Genomic DNA, 14,781 nt, shown 5'->3' on the forward strand with positions numbered 1-14,781 from the left:
GAGCGGCCGATCAGAACAGCACAGGGCCCACGGATGGGCTCGTCGGACTGAACCAGGGACGGAACAGCTGTGATCGTCGTGACGCGCCTCAACGGGCACCAGTTCGGGGTGAACCCCGACCTGCTCCAACGCATCGACAGCGCCCCTGACACGATCCTCACGCTCATCGACGGGTCCAAGTACATCGTGGAGGAGTCGATGACCGAGGTCATCGCCCTCATCCACGAGCACCGAGCCCAACTCTTGGCACGCGCGCAGGAGATCCAGACGTCGCCCAGGGCGACAGTCGAGCTCGTCCGGGACGAGGAGTCCAAGGACGACGCCCCCCTTGCGCACCCTGTGCCCCTTCGACCCAGGAGTCGCTGATGGACCCCGCCGGAATCATCGGGATCGTCGTCGTCTTCGGCGCCATCTTCGGTGCGCTGCTGATCGAGGGCGCCGACCCGATGTCCATTTTCCTTCCCGCGCCGCTCATGCTGGTGTGGATCGGCACCATCGGCGTGGGCATCGCCGGGCACACCGTCAAGGACGTGCTCGCCTCGTACGCGGCGGTGCCGCGGGCGTTCCGCGCGAAGGCCGCCGACCCGGGCGCGATGGTCGACACCGTGGTGAACCTCGCGGACCGCGCCCGTCGCGAGGGCCTGCTGGCCCTGGAGGACGCCGCGAAGGACATCGACGACCCGTTCCTGCGCTCCGGGCTGCAGGCGGCGATCGACGGCACGGACCCAGAGGACCTGCGGATCATCCTCGAGGACAAGATCGCCACGAAGCGGACCCAGGACCGGGTGCACGCCAAGTTCTTCCAGGACATGGGCGGCTACGCGCCCACCATCGGCATCATCGGCACGGTCATCTCGCTGGTCCACGTGCTCGAGAACCTGGCCGATCCCGCGTCGCTGGGCCACTCGATCGCGGCGGCCTTCGTCGCGACCCTGTGGGGGATCCTCTCCGCCAACGCGGTGTGGCTGCCCATCGGCACGCGCATCCGCCGGCTCTCCGACCTGGAGTGCCTGCAGATGGAGGTCACCCTCGAGGGCCTGCTGGCGGTGCAGGCCGGCGCGAACCCGCGCCTGGTCGGCGAGCGCCTCCGCAGCCTCGTGCCCGCGTCGCCCGCCGCCAAGGCCGCGGCGTGAGCTCGGCGCGCGGCCGTGGCGGGCGCCGGCGCTCGTCAGGCCACGAGGAGGAGCACTCCAACCACGAGCGCTGGTTGATCAGCTACTCCGACATGATCACCGTGCTGATGGCGCTGTTCATCGTGCTGTTCGCGATCAGCCAGGTCGACCAGCAGAAGTACGTGGCGCTGCGCGACTCCCTGGCCGCCGGCTTCAACACGAACGCGGCGCCGTCTGTGCTCGACGGCAGCAACGGCACGCTCGACGGCGGCAGCGTGGACCCGCAGGCGGCGCCCGCGACCAGCACCGGCGGGATGGTCGACGCGGACGCAGGGCTTGGCACGCAGGGCGCCAACCCGTCGAGCGTCCCCGCGGAGACGGTCGACCCCGTGCTGCTCGAGGCGGCGCGCCGCGAGGCCGCCCACCTCGAGGGGGTCCGAGCCCAGCTCGCGGGCTTGCTGCAGGCGAACGGCCTGAGCGACGCGGTGCGGTTCCGCATCGACGAGCGAGGCCTCGTCATGGGCCTGGTCGCCGACGACGTGTTCTTCGCCGCGGCCAGCGCGGTCCTGACCCCGACCGCCCGCCAGGTGCTGGACGTGTCGGGCCCCACCCTCGTCTCGCTGGCCGAGTCCATCTCGGTCGAGGGGCACGCCAACACGATCCCGGTCTCGGGCCGGTATCCCACGAACTGGGAGCTGTCCTCGGACCGTGCGACGCAGGTGCTGCGGCACCTGGTCGAGGTCGACGGCGTCGCGCCGCAGCGCATCATGGCGGTCGGCTACGGCGACGCCCGACCGCTCGTCGACGGCCCGGGCGAGGACGCGATCGTCGCGAACCGCCGAGTCGACCTCGTCATCCTCAGCAGCGCGCCGGAAGCCGTGCGTGTGCTGGTTCCCACCCTGACCGGGACGGAGGGCTAGACCCATGCCCATCGAGCAACGAGTCATCTCCAGCAGCAAGATCGGGGCGAAGAACGCCCAGCCCGCGGCAGGGCTCAAGCCTGCCGAGGAGCCCCCGGCGAAGGGGAAGGGCAAGCGCGTCAAGCTGCTCGTCCTCGGCGCGGTGCTCCTCGTCGTGCTGGGCGCGGCCGCCGCCTACCTGGGCGGGGTGTTCGATCGGGGGGCCGCCGCCGAGCCGTCGGCTCCGCCGCCGCCGACGCCCGGCGAGGTGCTGGCGGTCGAGCCGGTGAGCCTCAACCTGGCGGGTGGGCACTACCTGCGTATCGGGCTGGGCCTGCAGCTCACCACGGACGTCCACGAGGCGCCCGACCCGTCGAAGGCGGTGGACGTCGCGATCGCCCTGTTCTCCGGGCGCTCGATGGAGGAGGTCTCCGACCCGGCGACCCGGGACGCGCTCAAGGCGCAGCTCGCCGAGCAGCTCGTCGAGGTCTACGAGGGCGAGGTGATGGACGTCTACCTGACCAACTTCGTGACGCAGTAGTGCCAGCACGGCCCGGCTGCGAGCCGGTGAAGTCGGGGCGCCATGGAGGGCGCCGTACCGCTCCGCCCACGAGGCGGCCCATGAGGGGCCAGGTCGGAGAACCCGCGCGCATCGCTTGCTCATGAATGCGCGCAGTCCGCCGATGGGTCGTGCGTGACAGTAGACGAGACCCTGCACGCGCCCGCTCGCGCCGCGACGCGCCGCGCTCGACTGCAGGAGCCGGAGGCCTACGACTTCCGGCGTCCGATGACCATGGCCCGTGAGCACGCCCGGGTGCTGGAGATGGCGTTCGAGACGTTCGCCCGCCAGTGGGGCAACCAGTTGAGCGCGCGGCTGCGCGTGAGCGCCCAGGTGACGTTCGACGGCCTGGACCTGTGCTCGTACGACGAGTACGTGCGGGCTCTTCCCACCACCACAGCGATGGTGCTGTGCACGGTGGAGCAGTCCCGGCAGACGGCGGTGGTGCAGATCCCCGTGGGTGTGCTCATGGTGTGGGTCGACTACTTGCTCGGCGGCGCGGGCAAGGGCGACGAGCGGGAGGGCCGCGAGCTCACCGAGATCGAGATGGTGTTGGTGCGCGAGCTCCTGCAGCTCGCGCTCGGCGACCTCGGCTACGCGTTCGCAGGGCTGATGCCGCTCGACGTGAGTGTGCGGTCGGTGCAGTACAACCCCCAGTTCGTGCAGGCCGTGGGAGCCACGGACCCGGTGCTGAAGGCGTCGTTCACGCTGCGCTCCGGCGAGCGCGAGGACCACGCGACGCTGATGTTCCCCGCGGACCTGCTCCTGGCGGGGCTGCTGAAGGGGGACGGCACGGACACCCGCTCCGCCGAGGAGAGCCGGGCCCTGGCCGTCGCGCTCGAGGACCTCGAGCTCGCCGTGCAGCACGTCCCCGTCGAGGTCGCCGTGCGCTTCACGCCGAAGACGGTGCGCCCCCAGGAGGTCCTGGCCTTCGCGGTGGGCGACGTCCTGCCCTTGGAACATCCCTCGTCGCGTCCGCTGGACGTGGTCGTCGACGGGGTCGTGCTCGCCCGAGCCGCCGCCGGGAACAACGGTTCCCGGCTCGCCTGCATGGTCGTCGATGTCGAGGAGAACCTCTGATGAACCCCACCCCCCCGCTCACCGCCGGCACGCTGACGGCGGCCGCGCTCGACGCGGCGGCAGCGGTGGCCCGCCTGCTGCCCTCGACCACGCCGCTCACCGCGACGCCCGCCGAGCCCGGCGCGCTGCCCGCGCCCGACGAGGTCGCCGTGGTGGCGTCCTTCGTCGGGTCGGCGAGCGCCGACCTGGTGATCATCGCGGAGGAGGCGGTGCGCGAGGCGCTGCTCGCCGCGGCGGACGCCGGCTCGCCGGTGGCCCTGGCGGACGCTCTGCGCCCGGCGCTCGAGGCAGCCTGCGCCGAGCTCGGCGCAGGCGTGCTCGACGCTGCGACGACGGCCACCGCCGGCGAGGCCGTGGCCTCCGACGCGCACCTGTTCGCCCTGACGCACGACGGCGTCACGCGCGCCTGGTTCGCGCTGCGGATCCGCGCCGAGCCGGTGCCGGCCCGTGAGGCCGGCATCCCGACGCAGCGCGCAGGGCTGCACGTCCTCTACGACGTGGAGATGACGCTCACCGCCGAGCTGGGCCGCACCCGCCTGCCGGTGCGGCAGGTGCTCGAGCTGACGCCCGGCGCCGTGCTCGAGCTCGACCGGACGGCGGGGAGCCCGGCGGACGTCATGGTCAACGGCCGGCTGATCGCCCGCGGCGAGGTCGTCGTGGTCGACGAGGAGTACGGCATCCGCATCACGCAGATCGTGGCGGGATCGGACGGCATCGCCTGATGGACGGGCCCGTCCTGGTGCTGCGCGTGGCGTTGGCCCTGGCATGCGTGGTGGGGCTGATCTGGCTCGCGAGCCGCAAGCTGGGCGGGGTGCAGGGCCGACGCAAGCTGACGGCCCCGGAGATGCAGGTCGTCTCCCGCCAGGTCTTCGGTCGGCACTCGGGCGTGGCCGTGCTCGCGGTGGGCAACCGCCGCCTGCTCCTCGGGTATGGGGAGCAGCAGGTCACGATGCTCACCGAGCTCGCCCCGGTGGCCGACACCGCGCCGCACCCGGCCGGGCTGTCGCTGGCCGCCGGCGGCTCGGGCTCGACGCCTGGCACGGCGGGCGGCGGCTCGCTGCCCGGCTCGCGTCGTGCGAGCGCCGCGAGCGCGGCGGCCCCGCTGCTGGCCGCTGTGCCGGCCGCGCGGCCCGAGCTCGACATCGACGCCGTGCTTGCCCAGGCGCGCCTCGACGCGGTCCGCGAGCCGGCGGCGGGGGACGCCGAGCCCTCCGCCGTGCCGTCCCCGGCGCTGGACGGGCCGCACGGAACGGCCAAGGCGGGCCCACTCGACGGGTCGATCCTGTCGCCCAGCACGTGGCGGCGCGCCATCAACGTGCTGCAGGACCGCACGGTGCGCCGATGACCTCGACGGCGACGACCCCACGACGCGGCGTGGGGCGGCTCCTCGCCCTCGCCGCGCTGCTCTCCGGGCTCGTCGTCGTGCTGATGCTCGTCGGCGGCGGCCCCGCGCACGCTGCGCCGCTGGACCCCGTGGACCCGACGGCGCCGACCGCGCCGGGGGCCGGCGGCGACACCATCTCGGTGTCCGTCAACGGCGTGAACGGCACCCCGAGCAGCTCGCTCGTGGTGCTGCTCGGCATCACGTTGCTGTCCGTGGCGCCGTCCCTGATGCTGATGGTGACCAGCTTCACCAAGATCCTCGTGGTGCTGTCGCTGACCCGGAACGCGCTGGGCCTGCAGGGCGTCCCGCCGAACCAGGTGCTCGCCGGGCTGGCGCTGTTCCTCAGCCTGTTCGTGATGGCGCCGGTGATCGGCGACGTCAACGAGATCGGCGTGCAGCCCTACCTGGCCGGCGAGCTGACGTTCTCGCAGGCGGTCGACGTCGGCTCGGGGCCGTTGCGGGAGTTCATGCTCGCGCACACCCGGGAGGCCGACCTGGCGCTGGTGACGCGCGCGGCGGACCAGCCCAACCCCGAGGACCCGGCGTCGGTGCCGATGCTCACGCTGATCCCGGCGTTCATGCTCTCCGAGCTGCGGGCCGCGTTCATCATCGGCTTCGTCATCTTCGTGCCGTTCCTGGTGATCGACCTGGTGGTCTCCGCGGCGCTGATGTCGATGGGCATGATGATGCTGCCGCCGATCATGGTGTCGCTGCCGTTCAAGCTCCTGCTCTTCGTGCTCGTGGACGGGTGGGGACTGATCATCACCGCCCTGATCGGCTCCTACGCGGGCGGTGGTTGACGGTGGACACGAATGCCGTCCTCGACATCGGCCTGGACGCCCTGATCCTCGCGGCGAAGCTGGCCGCCCCCGTGCTGATCACGGCGCTGGTGGTGGGCTTCGTGGTGTCGCTGCTGCAGTCGGTGACCCAGATCCAGGAGGTCACGCTCAGCTTCGTGCCGAAGGCCGTGGCCGCCGCCGTGGCGCTGCTCGTGTCCGGGCACTGGATGATCTCCGAGCTCGTCACCTTCACCCACGAGCTGTTCGACCGCATCCCCCAGCTCGTGGGGGGCTGAGGCGCGTGGGCCCGCTGAGCGTCACGTTGCCGTTGGCGACGGTCGAGCTGGTGATGCTCGCCGGCGTGCGCGTCGCGGCGTTCCTGGTCATCGCGCCGCCGTTCGCGCACACCGCCGTGCCCGGCCGGATCAAGGCGATGCTGGCGGTGGGGCTGGCGCTGGCGATGAGCCCGCGCCTGCAGCCGGTCGAGGGCGGGTCCTTGAGCACCGCGGGATTCGTGGGCGCGTTGGCGATGCAGGTGCTGATCGGCGGGGCACTGGGCTTCCTGGTGGCGCTCGTCTTCGCGGCAGTGCAGGGCGCGGGCACGTTCATCGACCTGTTCGGCGGCTTCCAGATGGCGGCGGCCTTCGACCCGATGAGCATGACCAGCGGCGCCCAGTTCGCCCGCCTGTACCAGTACACGGCGGTGGTGCTGCTGTTCGCGTCGGACGGCCACCAGATGCTGATCGCGGGCCTGGCGCGCACCTTCGACGCCCTGCCGATCGGCGCGAACCTGGACATGGCCCAGCTCGGCAGCACGCTCGTCGACGGCGCGTCGCAGATGTTCGTGGCGGCGCTGCAGATCGCGGGGCCGCTGATCGTGGTGCTGTTCCTCACCGACGTGGGCCTGGGCCTGTTGACCCGGGTGTCCCCGGCGATGAACGCGTTCGCGTTGGGCTTCCCGCTGAAGATCTTGATGACCCTCACGTTCGTCACGTTCGCGTACCTCGCGATGCCCGGCATCATCGACGGGCTGCTGGGCTCCGCGGTCGAGGCACTGCTGGGGGTGGTCCGATGAGCAACGACGGCCAGGAGCGCAGTCAGAAGGCCACCCCGCAGCGGATGAAGGAGGTCCGCCGCAAGGGCGAGCTCGCGCGCTCGCAGGACCTGTCGGCATGGATCGGGCTCGGCGCGGCGGCGATCATGCTGCCCACGGTGATCGGGGGCGCGGGCGAGGCGGCGAAGGCCCAGATCGCGCGGGTGCGGGACGTCGTCGCGAACCCCGACGAGGGCATGGTCATCGCGGCCCTCGACGACGGGCTCGCCTCGCTGCTGCCCACCCTCGCGCCGATGTTCGTTCTCGTGGTGCTCGTGACGGTGGCCGTGGCCGCCGCGCAAGGCGGCGTGCACTTCAAGAAGTTCAAGCTCAACGTCAAGCAGCTCAACGTGTTCGCCGGGATCAAGCGGCTGTTCAGCGGGCAGACGTGGTGGCAGGGCGCCAAGACGCTGCTCAAGACGGCGGTGGTGGCCGGGGCCCTGTACGTGGGCGTCCAGTCGTTGGTGCCCTTGCTGATGGGCGCGGGGCGCCTGACCCTCGGGCAGTTCATCGGGGCGGCGGCGTCCGGCGCGACGACACTGCTGAAGCTGGGCATCGTCGCCGGGGTGCTGCTGGCCGTGGCCGACGTCGCGGTGGTCATGCGGCGCAACCGCAAGAAGACCCGCATGACCCTGCGCGAGGTCAAGGACGAGCACAAGCGCACCGAGGGAGACCCGCTGCTCAAGGGCGCCATCCGCTCCAAGCAGATGGCCATGAGCCGCAACCGCATGATGGCCGCGGTCGCGGACGCGGACGTCGTCCTGCTCAACCCCACCCACGTGGCCGTCGCGCTCAGCTACAAGCCGGGCTCCGGCGCGCCCCGGATCGTGGCCAAGGGGGCCGGCGTGGTCGCCACCCGCATCCGCGAGGAGGCGGCCGCCAAGCACGTCCCGATGGTCGAGGACGTGCCCCTGGCCCGCGCGCTGCACGGCGCATGCGAGCTGGGGGAGGAGGTCCCGGAGCACCTGTTCACCGCGGTGGCCCGCGTGCTGGCCTTCGTCATGACGCTGCGCCGCCGCGGCGCGGCGACCGGCAAGCACCGCGTGCCGGGCGTCGCCCCCGAGTTGCCGGAGGCGCCCGAGCGCCGCGGCAAGCGGCGACGGGCGGCAGTCGTATGAGGCTCCCGCCCTCCGCGCCCTCCGCGCCCTCCGCGCCCTCCGCGCCCTGCGATCCGGCCCGCGATCCCGCCCGCGCCCCTGCGCACCACACGCTTGACGCACCTGCTGAGTCCGCAGCGCCCGCTGCCAGGAAGGCCCACCCATGAAGAACCGTCCGATCGCCCAGCTCGCCGTCCCCGTGGGGGTCGTGGGGATCGTGCTGCTGCTCGTCGTGCCGCTGCCCGCGGGGCTGCTCGACGTGCTGCTCGCGGTGAACATCACGGCCTCGCTCGTGATCCTGCTGACCAGCATGTACGTGCAGCGACCGCTCGACTTCTCGATCTTCCCGTCCCTGATCCTGGTGTTCACCCTGTTCCGGCTGGGGCTCAACGTCGCCTCGACCCGGCTGGTGCTGCGGGACGGCTACGCGGGCCAGGTGATCGACGCGTTCGGCCACTTCGTGGTGGGCGGCTCACTGGTCATCGGCCTGGTGATCTTCCTGATCCTGGTGGTCATCCAGTTCGTGGTGATCACCAACGGCGCCGGGCGCGTCGCCGAGGTCGGCGCCCGGTTCACCCTCGACGCGATGCCCGGCAAGCAGATGGCCATCGACGCCGACCTCAACTCGGGCCTCATCACCGAGGACGAGGCGCGCAAGCGCCGCGCCGACGTGGCCGCGGAGGCCGACTTCTACGGCGCGATGGACGGCGGCTCGAAGTTCGTCAAGGGCGACGCGATCGCCGGCATCATCATCACCGTCATCAACCTCGTGGGCGGCTTCGCCATCGGCATGATGCAGATGGGCATGACGGCGGGGGAGTCGCTCGAGCGGTTCAGCCTGCTGACCATCGGCGACGGCCTGGTCACCCAGATCCCGGCGCTGCTGCTCTCGGTGTCCACCGGCATCGTCGTCACCCGCGCCACGGCCGAGGGCGACATGGGCACCGTCGCGGCCAAGCAGCTCATGCAGTCCAGGTCCGCGCTCGCGATCGCGGGCTGCGGGGCCATCGCCCTCGCGCTGCTGCCGGGCATGCCGAAGCCGCCGTTCCTCATCGTGGGCGCGGCACTGCTCATCGCGGCGCAGCGCATCAAGGCCACCGAGGCCCGTGACGCCCAGGCGGCCCAGGACTCGGCGCAGGCGTCAGCGGCCCCCGCCGCCGGCGACACCCCGGAGCAGCTCATCGAGCAGATGCGCGTGCACACCCTCGAGATCCTGCTGGCGCCGGACCTCGTGGACCTGGTGGGCGCCGGGCCCGACCGCGACCTGCTGACCCGCGTGCGGGGCCTGCGCCGCAAGATCGCGATGGACCTCGGCATCGTGGTGCCGCCCGTGCGCACCCGCGACTCAGTGGACCTGCCGCGCTCGACGTACGTGGTGCGCATCTCCGGGGTGGAGGTCGGCCGCGGCGAGGCGCCTGCCGGCCGGCTGCTCGCGCTCGGCGACGACCTCGCCGCGCTGCCAGGCCAGCCGGTCGTGGAGCCGGTGTTCGGGCTGCCGGGCAAGTGGGTGCCCACCGAGCTGCGTCATGCCGCCGAGCTCGCCGGCGCCACCGTGGTGGACCGTGTCTCGGTGCTCATCACGCACCTGGGGTCGATCATCACGCAGAACGCGCCGCGCCTGCTCGGCCGGGAGGACGTGCGGGTGCTGACCGAGGGCGTCAAGCAGGTCAACCCGTCCGTCGTGGACGAGCTGGTGCCCGGGCTGCTGACCCTCGGCGAGGTGCAGCGCGTGCTGCAGGGGCTGCTGTCCGAGGAGGTCGCCATCCGGGACCTGTCGCGGATCTACGAGGCGCTCACGCTGCGCGCGAAGACCAGCACCGAGCTGGAGGGCCTCGTCGAGGCGGCCCGGGCCGCGCTCGGGCCGGCACTGACCGCGCAGCACACCCAGGAGGGGGTGCTGCGGGTGGTCACGCTCGACCCGGCCCTCGAGCAAGGGCTCGTCGAGCAGCTCCGGCCGTCTGAGTCGGGATCCCAGCTCCTCGTGGAGCCGGACCGCCTCGAGTCCATCCTCAGCCAGCTCCGGACGGCGGTGGGCGCCGCCGAGGCGGCTGGGCACCCCGTGGTGCTGGTGTGCGCCCCGGCGCTGCGCCCCGCGCTGCGCCGCCTGGTGATGCTCGGCCAGACGCGCACCGCTGTGCTGTCCTACTCCGAGGTCACCGGCGCCGGAGTCCAGATCGAGACCGTCGGGGTGGTGAGCGGTGTCCACACGATTGCTGCTTGAGGGGACCGACCTGCCCGAGCTCATGGCGCACGTGCGCGCCGAGTTCGGTCCATCGGCCCGGATCGTGCGAGCCGAGAGGGTGCGGAGCGGAGGGTTCGCCGGGTTCTTCGCCCGGCAACGCTATGAGCTGACGGTGGACGTGGCCGACGAGCCGCACACCCGCCCTCGCTCGATGCGCCAGCACCCCGAGCCGGTGGGCATCGAGGCGTTGCTCGCCGCGGCCGACGCCGCCGAGGTGGGCGGGCTGACCGGCGCTCCCGGCCAGGCGCTCGCGCCCCTGCCCGGGCAGGGCGTGGCTCCCGGCCCCGGCGAGGAGGCGGGGCCGCGGGTGTCGACGGGCGCCGAGGCCTTCGCCTCCGTCCTCGACCAGGTTCGGGCCATGGCGGGCGGCGAGGCGATCGCGGACGTCGAGGTGCCGGCCCCTGCCGCGCGCCGGTTCGAGCCGTTGGCGCCCGCGACGGCGCCGTCGAGCACCACCGGCGTCAACCGCGACGCCCTGCGCGACCTCGGCGTGCCCGAGCACTATCTGGCCCGGCTGCCCGGCTCCGGCCCTGTGCTGCTGTCCACGGTGCTGGAGGCCCTGCCCGTGGCGCCGCGGCTGCCCCGCACGCCGGGGGCCGTCGTCGTGGTCGTGGGCCCTCCTGTCGAGGCCTTGGCGGTGGCCGTGCAGCTCGCCGAGCGGCTCGGGCAGCCCACCTCGAGCGTGGTGCTGGCCGGTCGCGGCGAGGCTGCGCCCGGCCACGGGCGGCGCATGACCACGGCAGCGACGGCGCGGCGCTGGCGGGGCCGGCCGGAGAAGGACGACCAGGTGGCCGTCGTCGCGCTGGGGGTCGGCCCCGACGCCGCCTCCCGCGCCGAGGCGGCCGAGCTGCTCGAGGCGTTCAGCCCCGACCAGGTGTGCGGTGTCGTGGACGCGCACAGCAAGCTGCGGGACTGCGCCCGGTGGCTGGCCGAGACCGGCGCCCGCCGCCGGGTCGACGTGCTCGCCGTGCGCGGGGTCTTCGAGACCACCCAGCCGGGCACGGTGCTGGACCTGGGGGTGCCCGTCGCCTGGATCGACGGCCTGCCCGCCACGCGGGTGGCCTGGGCCGCGGTGTTGAGTGACCGCCTGGACGCGGGGGCGCGGTGGGACTGACGGACGGTCCGCCGCACGGGGCGTCGAGACGGGCGACCACCGCGGCGCGGGTAGGCTGAACCAATGCTGGTCCTGAGTCGTCGCGTCGGTGAGCGTCTCGTGATCGGTGACAACATCGTCGTCACGGTGATCGAGGTCCGCAGCGACGGGGTCCGGCTGGGCATCGACGCCCCGCGGGACGTCCGCGTCCACCGGGCGGAGATCCTCGAGGCCGTCACCGCCGCCAACGTCGAGGCCAGCGCCGCGGTGGACGATGACGCCGCGGTCGCCGCGCTGCGCGACCTCGTGCACCGCCCGCGCCCGTCGAACGCGCCCAGCGAGGACACGGTCGGTCCCGGCCCGGACGGCTCCCAGGACTGACCCTGCGTGGCCCGACGCGATCTGCGCCGGACGTCGACCAGCGGGGTGCTCCCGGATCACCCGCCGCCCGGCGGCCACTTCCCTCAAGTCGGCCTGATCCCGGCCGATCAGTGAGGCGACGTCGTGGAACGCCCCCGACGAGGCACCCTCAGGAGGCTCCGTGGAGGACATGGACGACATCGTTCGCGAGTTCCTCGTGGAGAGCCATGAGAACCTCGACCAACTCGACCAGGACCTCGTCGCCCTGGAGAGCTCGCCGGGCTCGCGCGAGCTGCTCGGCAGCGTCTTCCGCACCGTCCACACGATCAAGGGCACCAGCGGCTTCCTCGCGTTCAGCCAGCTCGAACGGGTGACCCACGCCGGGGAGAACCTGCTCGTGGAGCTCCGCGACGGCCGCCGGGCGATGGATGGGCCGACCACCGATCTGCTGCTCCGCCTGGTGGACACGGTGCGGGCCATCCTCGCCGCGATCGACGCCACGGGCGGCGAGGGCGCAGTCCCGGTCGACGACGTCATCGACGCGATCACCATCTTGCAGCGGGGCGGGTCCGCCGCTGCCGCGCCGGTCGCCGACGTGCCCGTCGCCGACGCGCCCGCTGACGAGGCCACAGTCGCCGAGGCCGCCGCCGCTGAGCCCCCCGCCACCGAGCCGCCCGTGAGCGAGGCCCCGGACCAGGACCTCGCGCCGGTCGACGCCTCGGCGACGCCAGCCGACGTGTCAGCGGTCCCGCCGGCCGCCGCGCCTGCCACACCCGCCGTCGAGCCTGCGGAGCCGTCGGGCGTCCCCACCGGCGCCGAAGACCCCGCCACGGACGCCGCCCCCGGTGTGCCGCACCAGAGAGGAGCGGTCGCCGTGCCGCCCGTCGCCACCCCCAGTGCGCCCCCCGCTCCCGCAGCGCCCGTCACTCCCGCGGACGACTCGACCGCCTCGCGCGGCGTCGCCGACTCCTCGATCCGGGTCGACGTGGACCTGCTCGACGCCCTGATGCGCCAGGTCGGCGAGCTGGTGCTCGCCCGCAACCAGATCACCCGCCTCGCCAGCAGTGGCGAGGACGTCGAGTTGTCGCGCACCGCGCAGCGGCTCAACCTGATCGCGGGCGAGCTGCAGGAGGGGGTCATGAAGACCCGCATGCAGCCCATCGAGCATGTCTGGTCCAAGATGCCCCGCGTCGTGCGGGACCTGGCGGCCCACTGCGACCGCGAGGTCCAGCTCGAGATGACCGGCGGGGACACCGAGCTCGACCGCAGCCTCCTCGAGGCGGTCAAGGACCCGCTCACCCACCTGGTCCGCAACGCCGTCGACCACGGGATCGAGTCCCCGGCCGAGCGCGCAGCCGCCGGGAAGCGGCCCAAGGGCACGCTCTCGCTGCGGGCCTACCACGCGGGCGGCCAGGTGGTCGTCGAGATCGCCGACGACGGCCGCGGCATCGACCCGGAGAAGATCGCCGCGAAGGCGATCGAGCGAGGCCTGCGGACCGCTGAGCAGATCGCCGCGATGAGCGCCGGCGAGATCATCAACCTGGTGTTCCACGCCGGGTTCTCGACCGCCGAGGCGGTCACCAACGTCTCAGGCCGCGGTGTGGGCATGGACGTCGTGCGCACCAAGATCGAGGCCATCGGCGGCGCGGTGGACGTCGAGTCGACCGTCGGCCTGGGCACCGTGTGGCGCCTGGGCATCCCCCTGACGCTCGCGATCATGCCCGCCCTGACGGTGGAGTGCGCTGGCGACCTGTTCGCGGTGCCGCAGGTCAGCCTGCTCGAGCTCGTGGCGCTCGACACCCAGCGCTCGCGGGCCGGCATCGAGTACGTGCACGCCGCGCCGGTGTACCGGCTGCGGGGCGAGCTCCTGCCGCTCGTGTCCCTCGCCGGGGTGCTCGAGGTCGGCGCCGGCCCGGAGGCCGGCGTCGAGCAGCAGGGCGTGATCGCTGTGGTCCAGGCCGACCAGCAGCGGTTCGGCCTGCTCGTGGACCGCGTCCTCAACACCGAGGAGATCGTGGTCAAGCCGCTGTCCGCACGGCTGAAGTCCATCGGCGTGTACGCGGGCGCCACGGTGCTGGGCGACGGGCACGTCGCGCTCATCCTGGACGTCCAGTCGATCGCGCGGCGGGCGCTGACCTCCGAGGGCGAGCTCGCGCGCGCGGCCCGTGATGTCGAGGCCGAGGTCGAGGTCGTCACCCACGAGCAGGTGCTCGTGGTCGGGATCGGCCATGGGCGCCGGGTCGCGATGCCGCTGGCGTCGGTCGCACGCCTCGAGCTGGTGCCCGCCGACCAAGTCGAGCTAGTGGGCGGCCGCGAGGTCATCCAGTACCGCGGGACGATCCTGCCCCTCGCCCGGCTCGACCGGGTGCTGCGGGTGCCCGGGGCGGGCGGCGCGGACGCCGCCGAGCTGCTGCTCGTCGTGTACACCCATGACGGTCGCAGCGTCGGGCTGGTCGTGGACGAGATCATCGACATCGTCGACGACGACGCCGGCCGGCGCTCGGACATCGAGGACACGGGCCTGCTGGGCTCGACCGTGCTTGGCGATCGGGTCACCGAGCTGCTGGACGTGCGCGGCGCGGTGCTGGCCGCCGACCCGTCCTTCTACGACGCCGATCCGAGCCGCATCCTCGTGGGAGCCCACCGATGAGCCAGTTCGTGACGTTCACTCTGGGCGGCAGCCTGTACGGCGTCGCCGTCACCCGGGTGCAGGAGGCCCTGCGGGCGCACACCCGCACGCGGGTGCCCTTGGCGCCCGTGGGCGTGGCCGGCCTGGTCAACCTGCGCGGCCAGGTCGTCCTCACGGTCGACCTCCGCGCCCGGCTCGGCCTGGAGCCGCTCGCCGAGGGCGCCGAGCCGATGATGGTCGTGGTGCAGGTCGCGGGGGAGCCCGTGAGCCTGCTCGTCGACGAGATCGGCGACGTGGTCGACGTGGGCCCCGAGGCGTTCGAGCCCCCGCCGGACACCCTCGACGTCCACCTGCGGTCCGTGATCCTCGGCGCCTACAAGCTCGACCACGATCTGCTCCTGGTGCTGGACGTCGACGCGGCCGCCGCGGCCTGAGAGCCGGGGCCGGCCTGCGC

General features: G+C 73.0%; 16 protein-coding genes. All 16 read left to right on the plus strand.

The window, feature by feature from the left end; all coding sequences use genetic code 11:
• Nucleotides 1-69: 69 nt before the first annotated feature.
• The 16 genes from NP064_RS03300 (at nt 70) to NP064_RS03375 (ending at nt 14,761) form a co-directional block, all read left to right on the plus strand.
• The gene (locus NP064_RS03300) at nt 70-366 is read left to right on the plus strand and encodes a flagellar FlbD family protein (protein ID WP_227567935.1); all 297 of its coding nucleotides are present in this window, start codon (nt 70-72) and stop codon (nt 364-366) included.
• Nucleotides 366-1,133, plus strand: a complete 768-nt coding sequence (locus NP064_RS03305; protein WP_227567934.1) for a motility protein A — start codon at nt 366-368, stop codon at nt 1,131-1,133. The genes NP064_RS03300 and NP064_RS03305 overlap by 1 nt, the downstream gene beginning before the upstream one ends.
• Complete coding sequence (locus NP064_RS03310) at nt 1,130-2,032, plus strand: flagellar motor protein MotB (RefSeq protein ID WP_227567933.1); 903 nt, start codon at nt 1,130-1,132, stop codon at nt 2,030-2,032. Before NP064_RS03305 ends, NP064_RS03310 begins: the two co-directional genes overlap by 4 nt.
• A 4-nt stretch (nt 2,033-2,036) precedes the next feature.
• On the plus strand, nt 2,037-2,552 hold the full coding sequence (locus NP064_RS03315; RefSeq protein WP_227567932.1) for a flagellar basal body-associated FliL family protein: 516 nt from the start codon (nt 2,037-2,039) through the stop codon (nt 2,550-2,552).
• 153 nt (nt 2,553-2,705) lie between these two features.
• Complete coding sequence (locus NP064_RS03320; protein ID WP_227567931.1) at nt 2,706-3,650, plus strand: flagellar motor switch protein FliM; 945 nt, start codon at nt 2,706-2,708, stop codon at nt 3,648-3,650.
• On the plus strand, nt 3,650-4,372 hold the full coding sequence (fliN, locus tag NP064_RS03325) for a flagellar motor switch protein FliN (protein WP_227567930.1): 723 nt from the start codon (nt 3,650-3,652) through the stop codon (nt 4,370-4,372). The genes NP064_RS03320 and fliN overlap by 1 nt, the downstream gene beginning before the upstream one ends.
• Nucleotides 4,372-4,995: a flagellar biosynthetic protein FliO gene (locus NP064_RS03330; protein WP_227567929.1), complete on the plus strand. Its 624-nt coding sequence runs from the start codon at nt 4,372-4,374 to the stop codon at nt 4,993-4,995. The genes fliN and NP064_RS03330 overlap by 1 nt, the downstream gene beginning before the upstream one ends.
• The gene (gene fliP / locus NP064_RS03335; protein WP_372456333.1) at nt 4,992-5,834 is read left to right on the plus strand and encodes a flagellar type III secretion system pore protein FliP; all 843 of its coding nucleotides are present in this window, start codon (nt 4,992-4,994) and stop codon (nt 5,832-5,834) included. Before NP064_RS03330 ends, fliP begins: the two co-directional genes overlap by 4 nt.
• A gap of 2 nt (nt 5,835-5,836) precedes the next feature.
• Entirely contained in the window at nt 5,837-6,109 is a 273-nt protein-coding gene (gene fliQ / locus NP064_RS03340; RefSeq protein WP_227567928.1) for a flagellar biosynthesis protein FliQ, read from the plus strand.
• A 5-nt stretch (nt 6,110-6,114) separates the two neighbouring features.
• Nucleotides 6,115-6,888 (plus strand): flagellar biosynthetic protein FliR, encoded by a 774-nt coding sequence (locus tag NP064_RS03345; protein WP_227567927.1) that lies wholly within the window; start codon nt 6,115-6,117, stop codon nt 6,886-6,888.
• Nucleotides 6,885-8,024: an EscU/YscU/HrcU family type III secretion system export apparatus switch protein gene (locus NP064_RS03350; protein WP_227567926.1), complete on the plus strand. Its 1,140-nt coding sequence runs from the start codon at nt 6,885-6,887 to the stop codon at nt 8,022-8,024. The genes NP064_RS03345 and NP064_RS03350 overlap by 4 nt, the downstream gene beginning before the upstream one ends.
• A 142-nt stretch (nt 8,025-8,166) precedes the next feature.
• A complete protein-coding gene (locus NP064_RS03355) occupies nt 8,167-10,224 on the plus strand; it encodes a flagellar biosynthesis protein FlhA (protein WP_227567925.1) in 2,058 nt (685 codons plus the stop codon).
• Nucleotides 10,202-11,359: a hypothetical protein gene (locus NP064_RS03360; protein ID WP_227567924.1), complete on the plus strand. Its 1,158-nt coding sequence runs from the start codon at nt 10,202-10,204 to the stop codon at nt 11,357-11,359. Before NP064_RS03355 ends, NP064_RS03360 begins: the two co-directional genes overlap by 23 nt.
• Before the next feature lie 63 nt (nt 11,360-11,422).
• Complete coding sequence (csrA, locus tag NP064_RS03365; RefSeq protein WP_227567923.1) at nt 11,423-11,719, plus strand: carbon storage regulator CsrA; 297 nt, start codon at nt 11,423-11,425, stop codon at nt 11,717-11,719.
• A 169-nt stretch (nt 11,720-11,888) separates the two neighbouring features.
• Nucleotides 11,889-14,348, plus strand: coding sequence for a chemotaxis protein CheA (locus tag NP064_RS03370; protein ID WP_227567922.1), 2,460 nt, complete (start codon nt 11,889-11,891; stop codon nt 14,346-14,348).
• Complete coding sequence (locus NP064_RS03375; RefSeq protein WP_227567921.1) at nt 14,345-14,761, plus strand: chemotaxis protein CheW; 417 nt, start codon at nt 14,345-14,347, stop codon at nt 14,759-14,761. Before NP064_RS03370 ends, NP064_RS03375 begins: the two co-directional genes overlap by 4 nt.
• Nucleotides 14,762-14,781 lie beyond the last annotated feature (20 nt).

The organism is Cellulomonas chengniuliangii, from assembly GCF_024508335.1.
GTDB classification, from domain to species: Bacteria; Actinomycetota; Actinomycetes; order Actinomycetales; family Cellulomonadaceae; genus Cellulomonas_A; species Cellulomonas_A chengniuliangii.

Bases quoted from the DNA above. Each gene is read 5' to 3' on its own strand.
- NP064_RS03305 (WP_227567934.1), top strand. From the start codon at position 366: ATGGACCCCGCCGGAATCATCGGGATCGTCGTCGTCTTCGGCGCCATC.
- NP064_RS03315 (WP_227567932.1), top strand. From the start codon at position 2,037: ATGCCCATCGAGCAACGAGTCATCTCCAGCAGCAAGATCGGGGCGAAG.
- fliN (WP_227567930.1), top strand. From the start codon at position 3,650: ATGAACCCCACCCCCCCGCTCACCGCCGGCACGCTGACGGCGGCCGCG.
- NP064_RS03330 (WP_227567929.1), top strand. From the start codon at position 4,372: ATGGACGGGCCCGTCCTGGTGCTGCGCGTGGCGTTGGCCCTGGCATGC.
- fliP (WP_372456333.1), top strand. From the start codon at position 4,992: ATGACCTCGACGGCGACGACCCCACGACGCGGCGTGGGGCGGCTCCTC.
- NP064_RS03350 (WP_227567926.1), top strand. From the start codon at position 6,885: ATGAGCAACGACGGCCAGGAGCGCAGTCAGAAGGCCACCCCGCAGCGG.
- NP064_RS03355 (WP_227567925.1), top strand. From the start codon at position 8,167: ATGAAGAACCGTCCGATCGCCCAGCTCGCCGTCCCCGTGGGGGTCGTG.
- csrA (WP_227567923.1), top strand. From the start codon at position 11,423: ATGCTGGTCCTGAGTCGTCGCGTCGGTGAGCGTCTCGTGATCGGTGAC.
- NP064_RS03370 (WP_227567922.1), top strand. From the start codon at position 11,889: ATGGACGACATCGTTCGCGAGTTCCTCGTGGAGAGCCATGAGAACCTC.
- NP064_RS03375 (WP_227567921.1), top strand. From the start codon at position 14,345: ATGAGCCAGTTCGTGACGTTCACTCTGGGCGGCAGCCTGTACGGCGTC.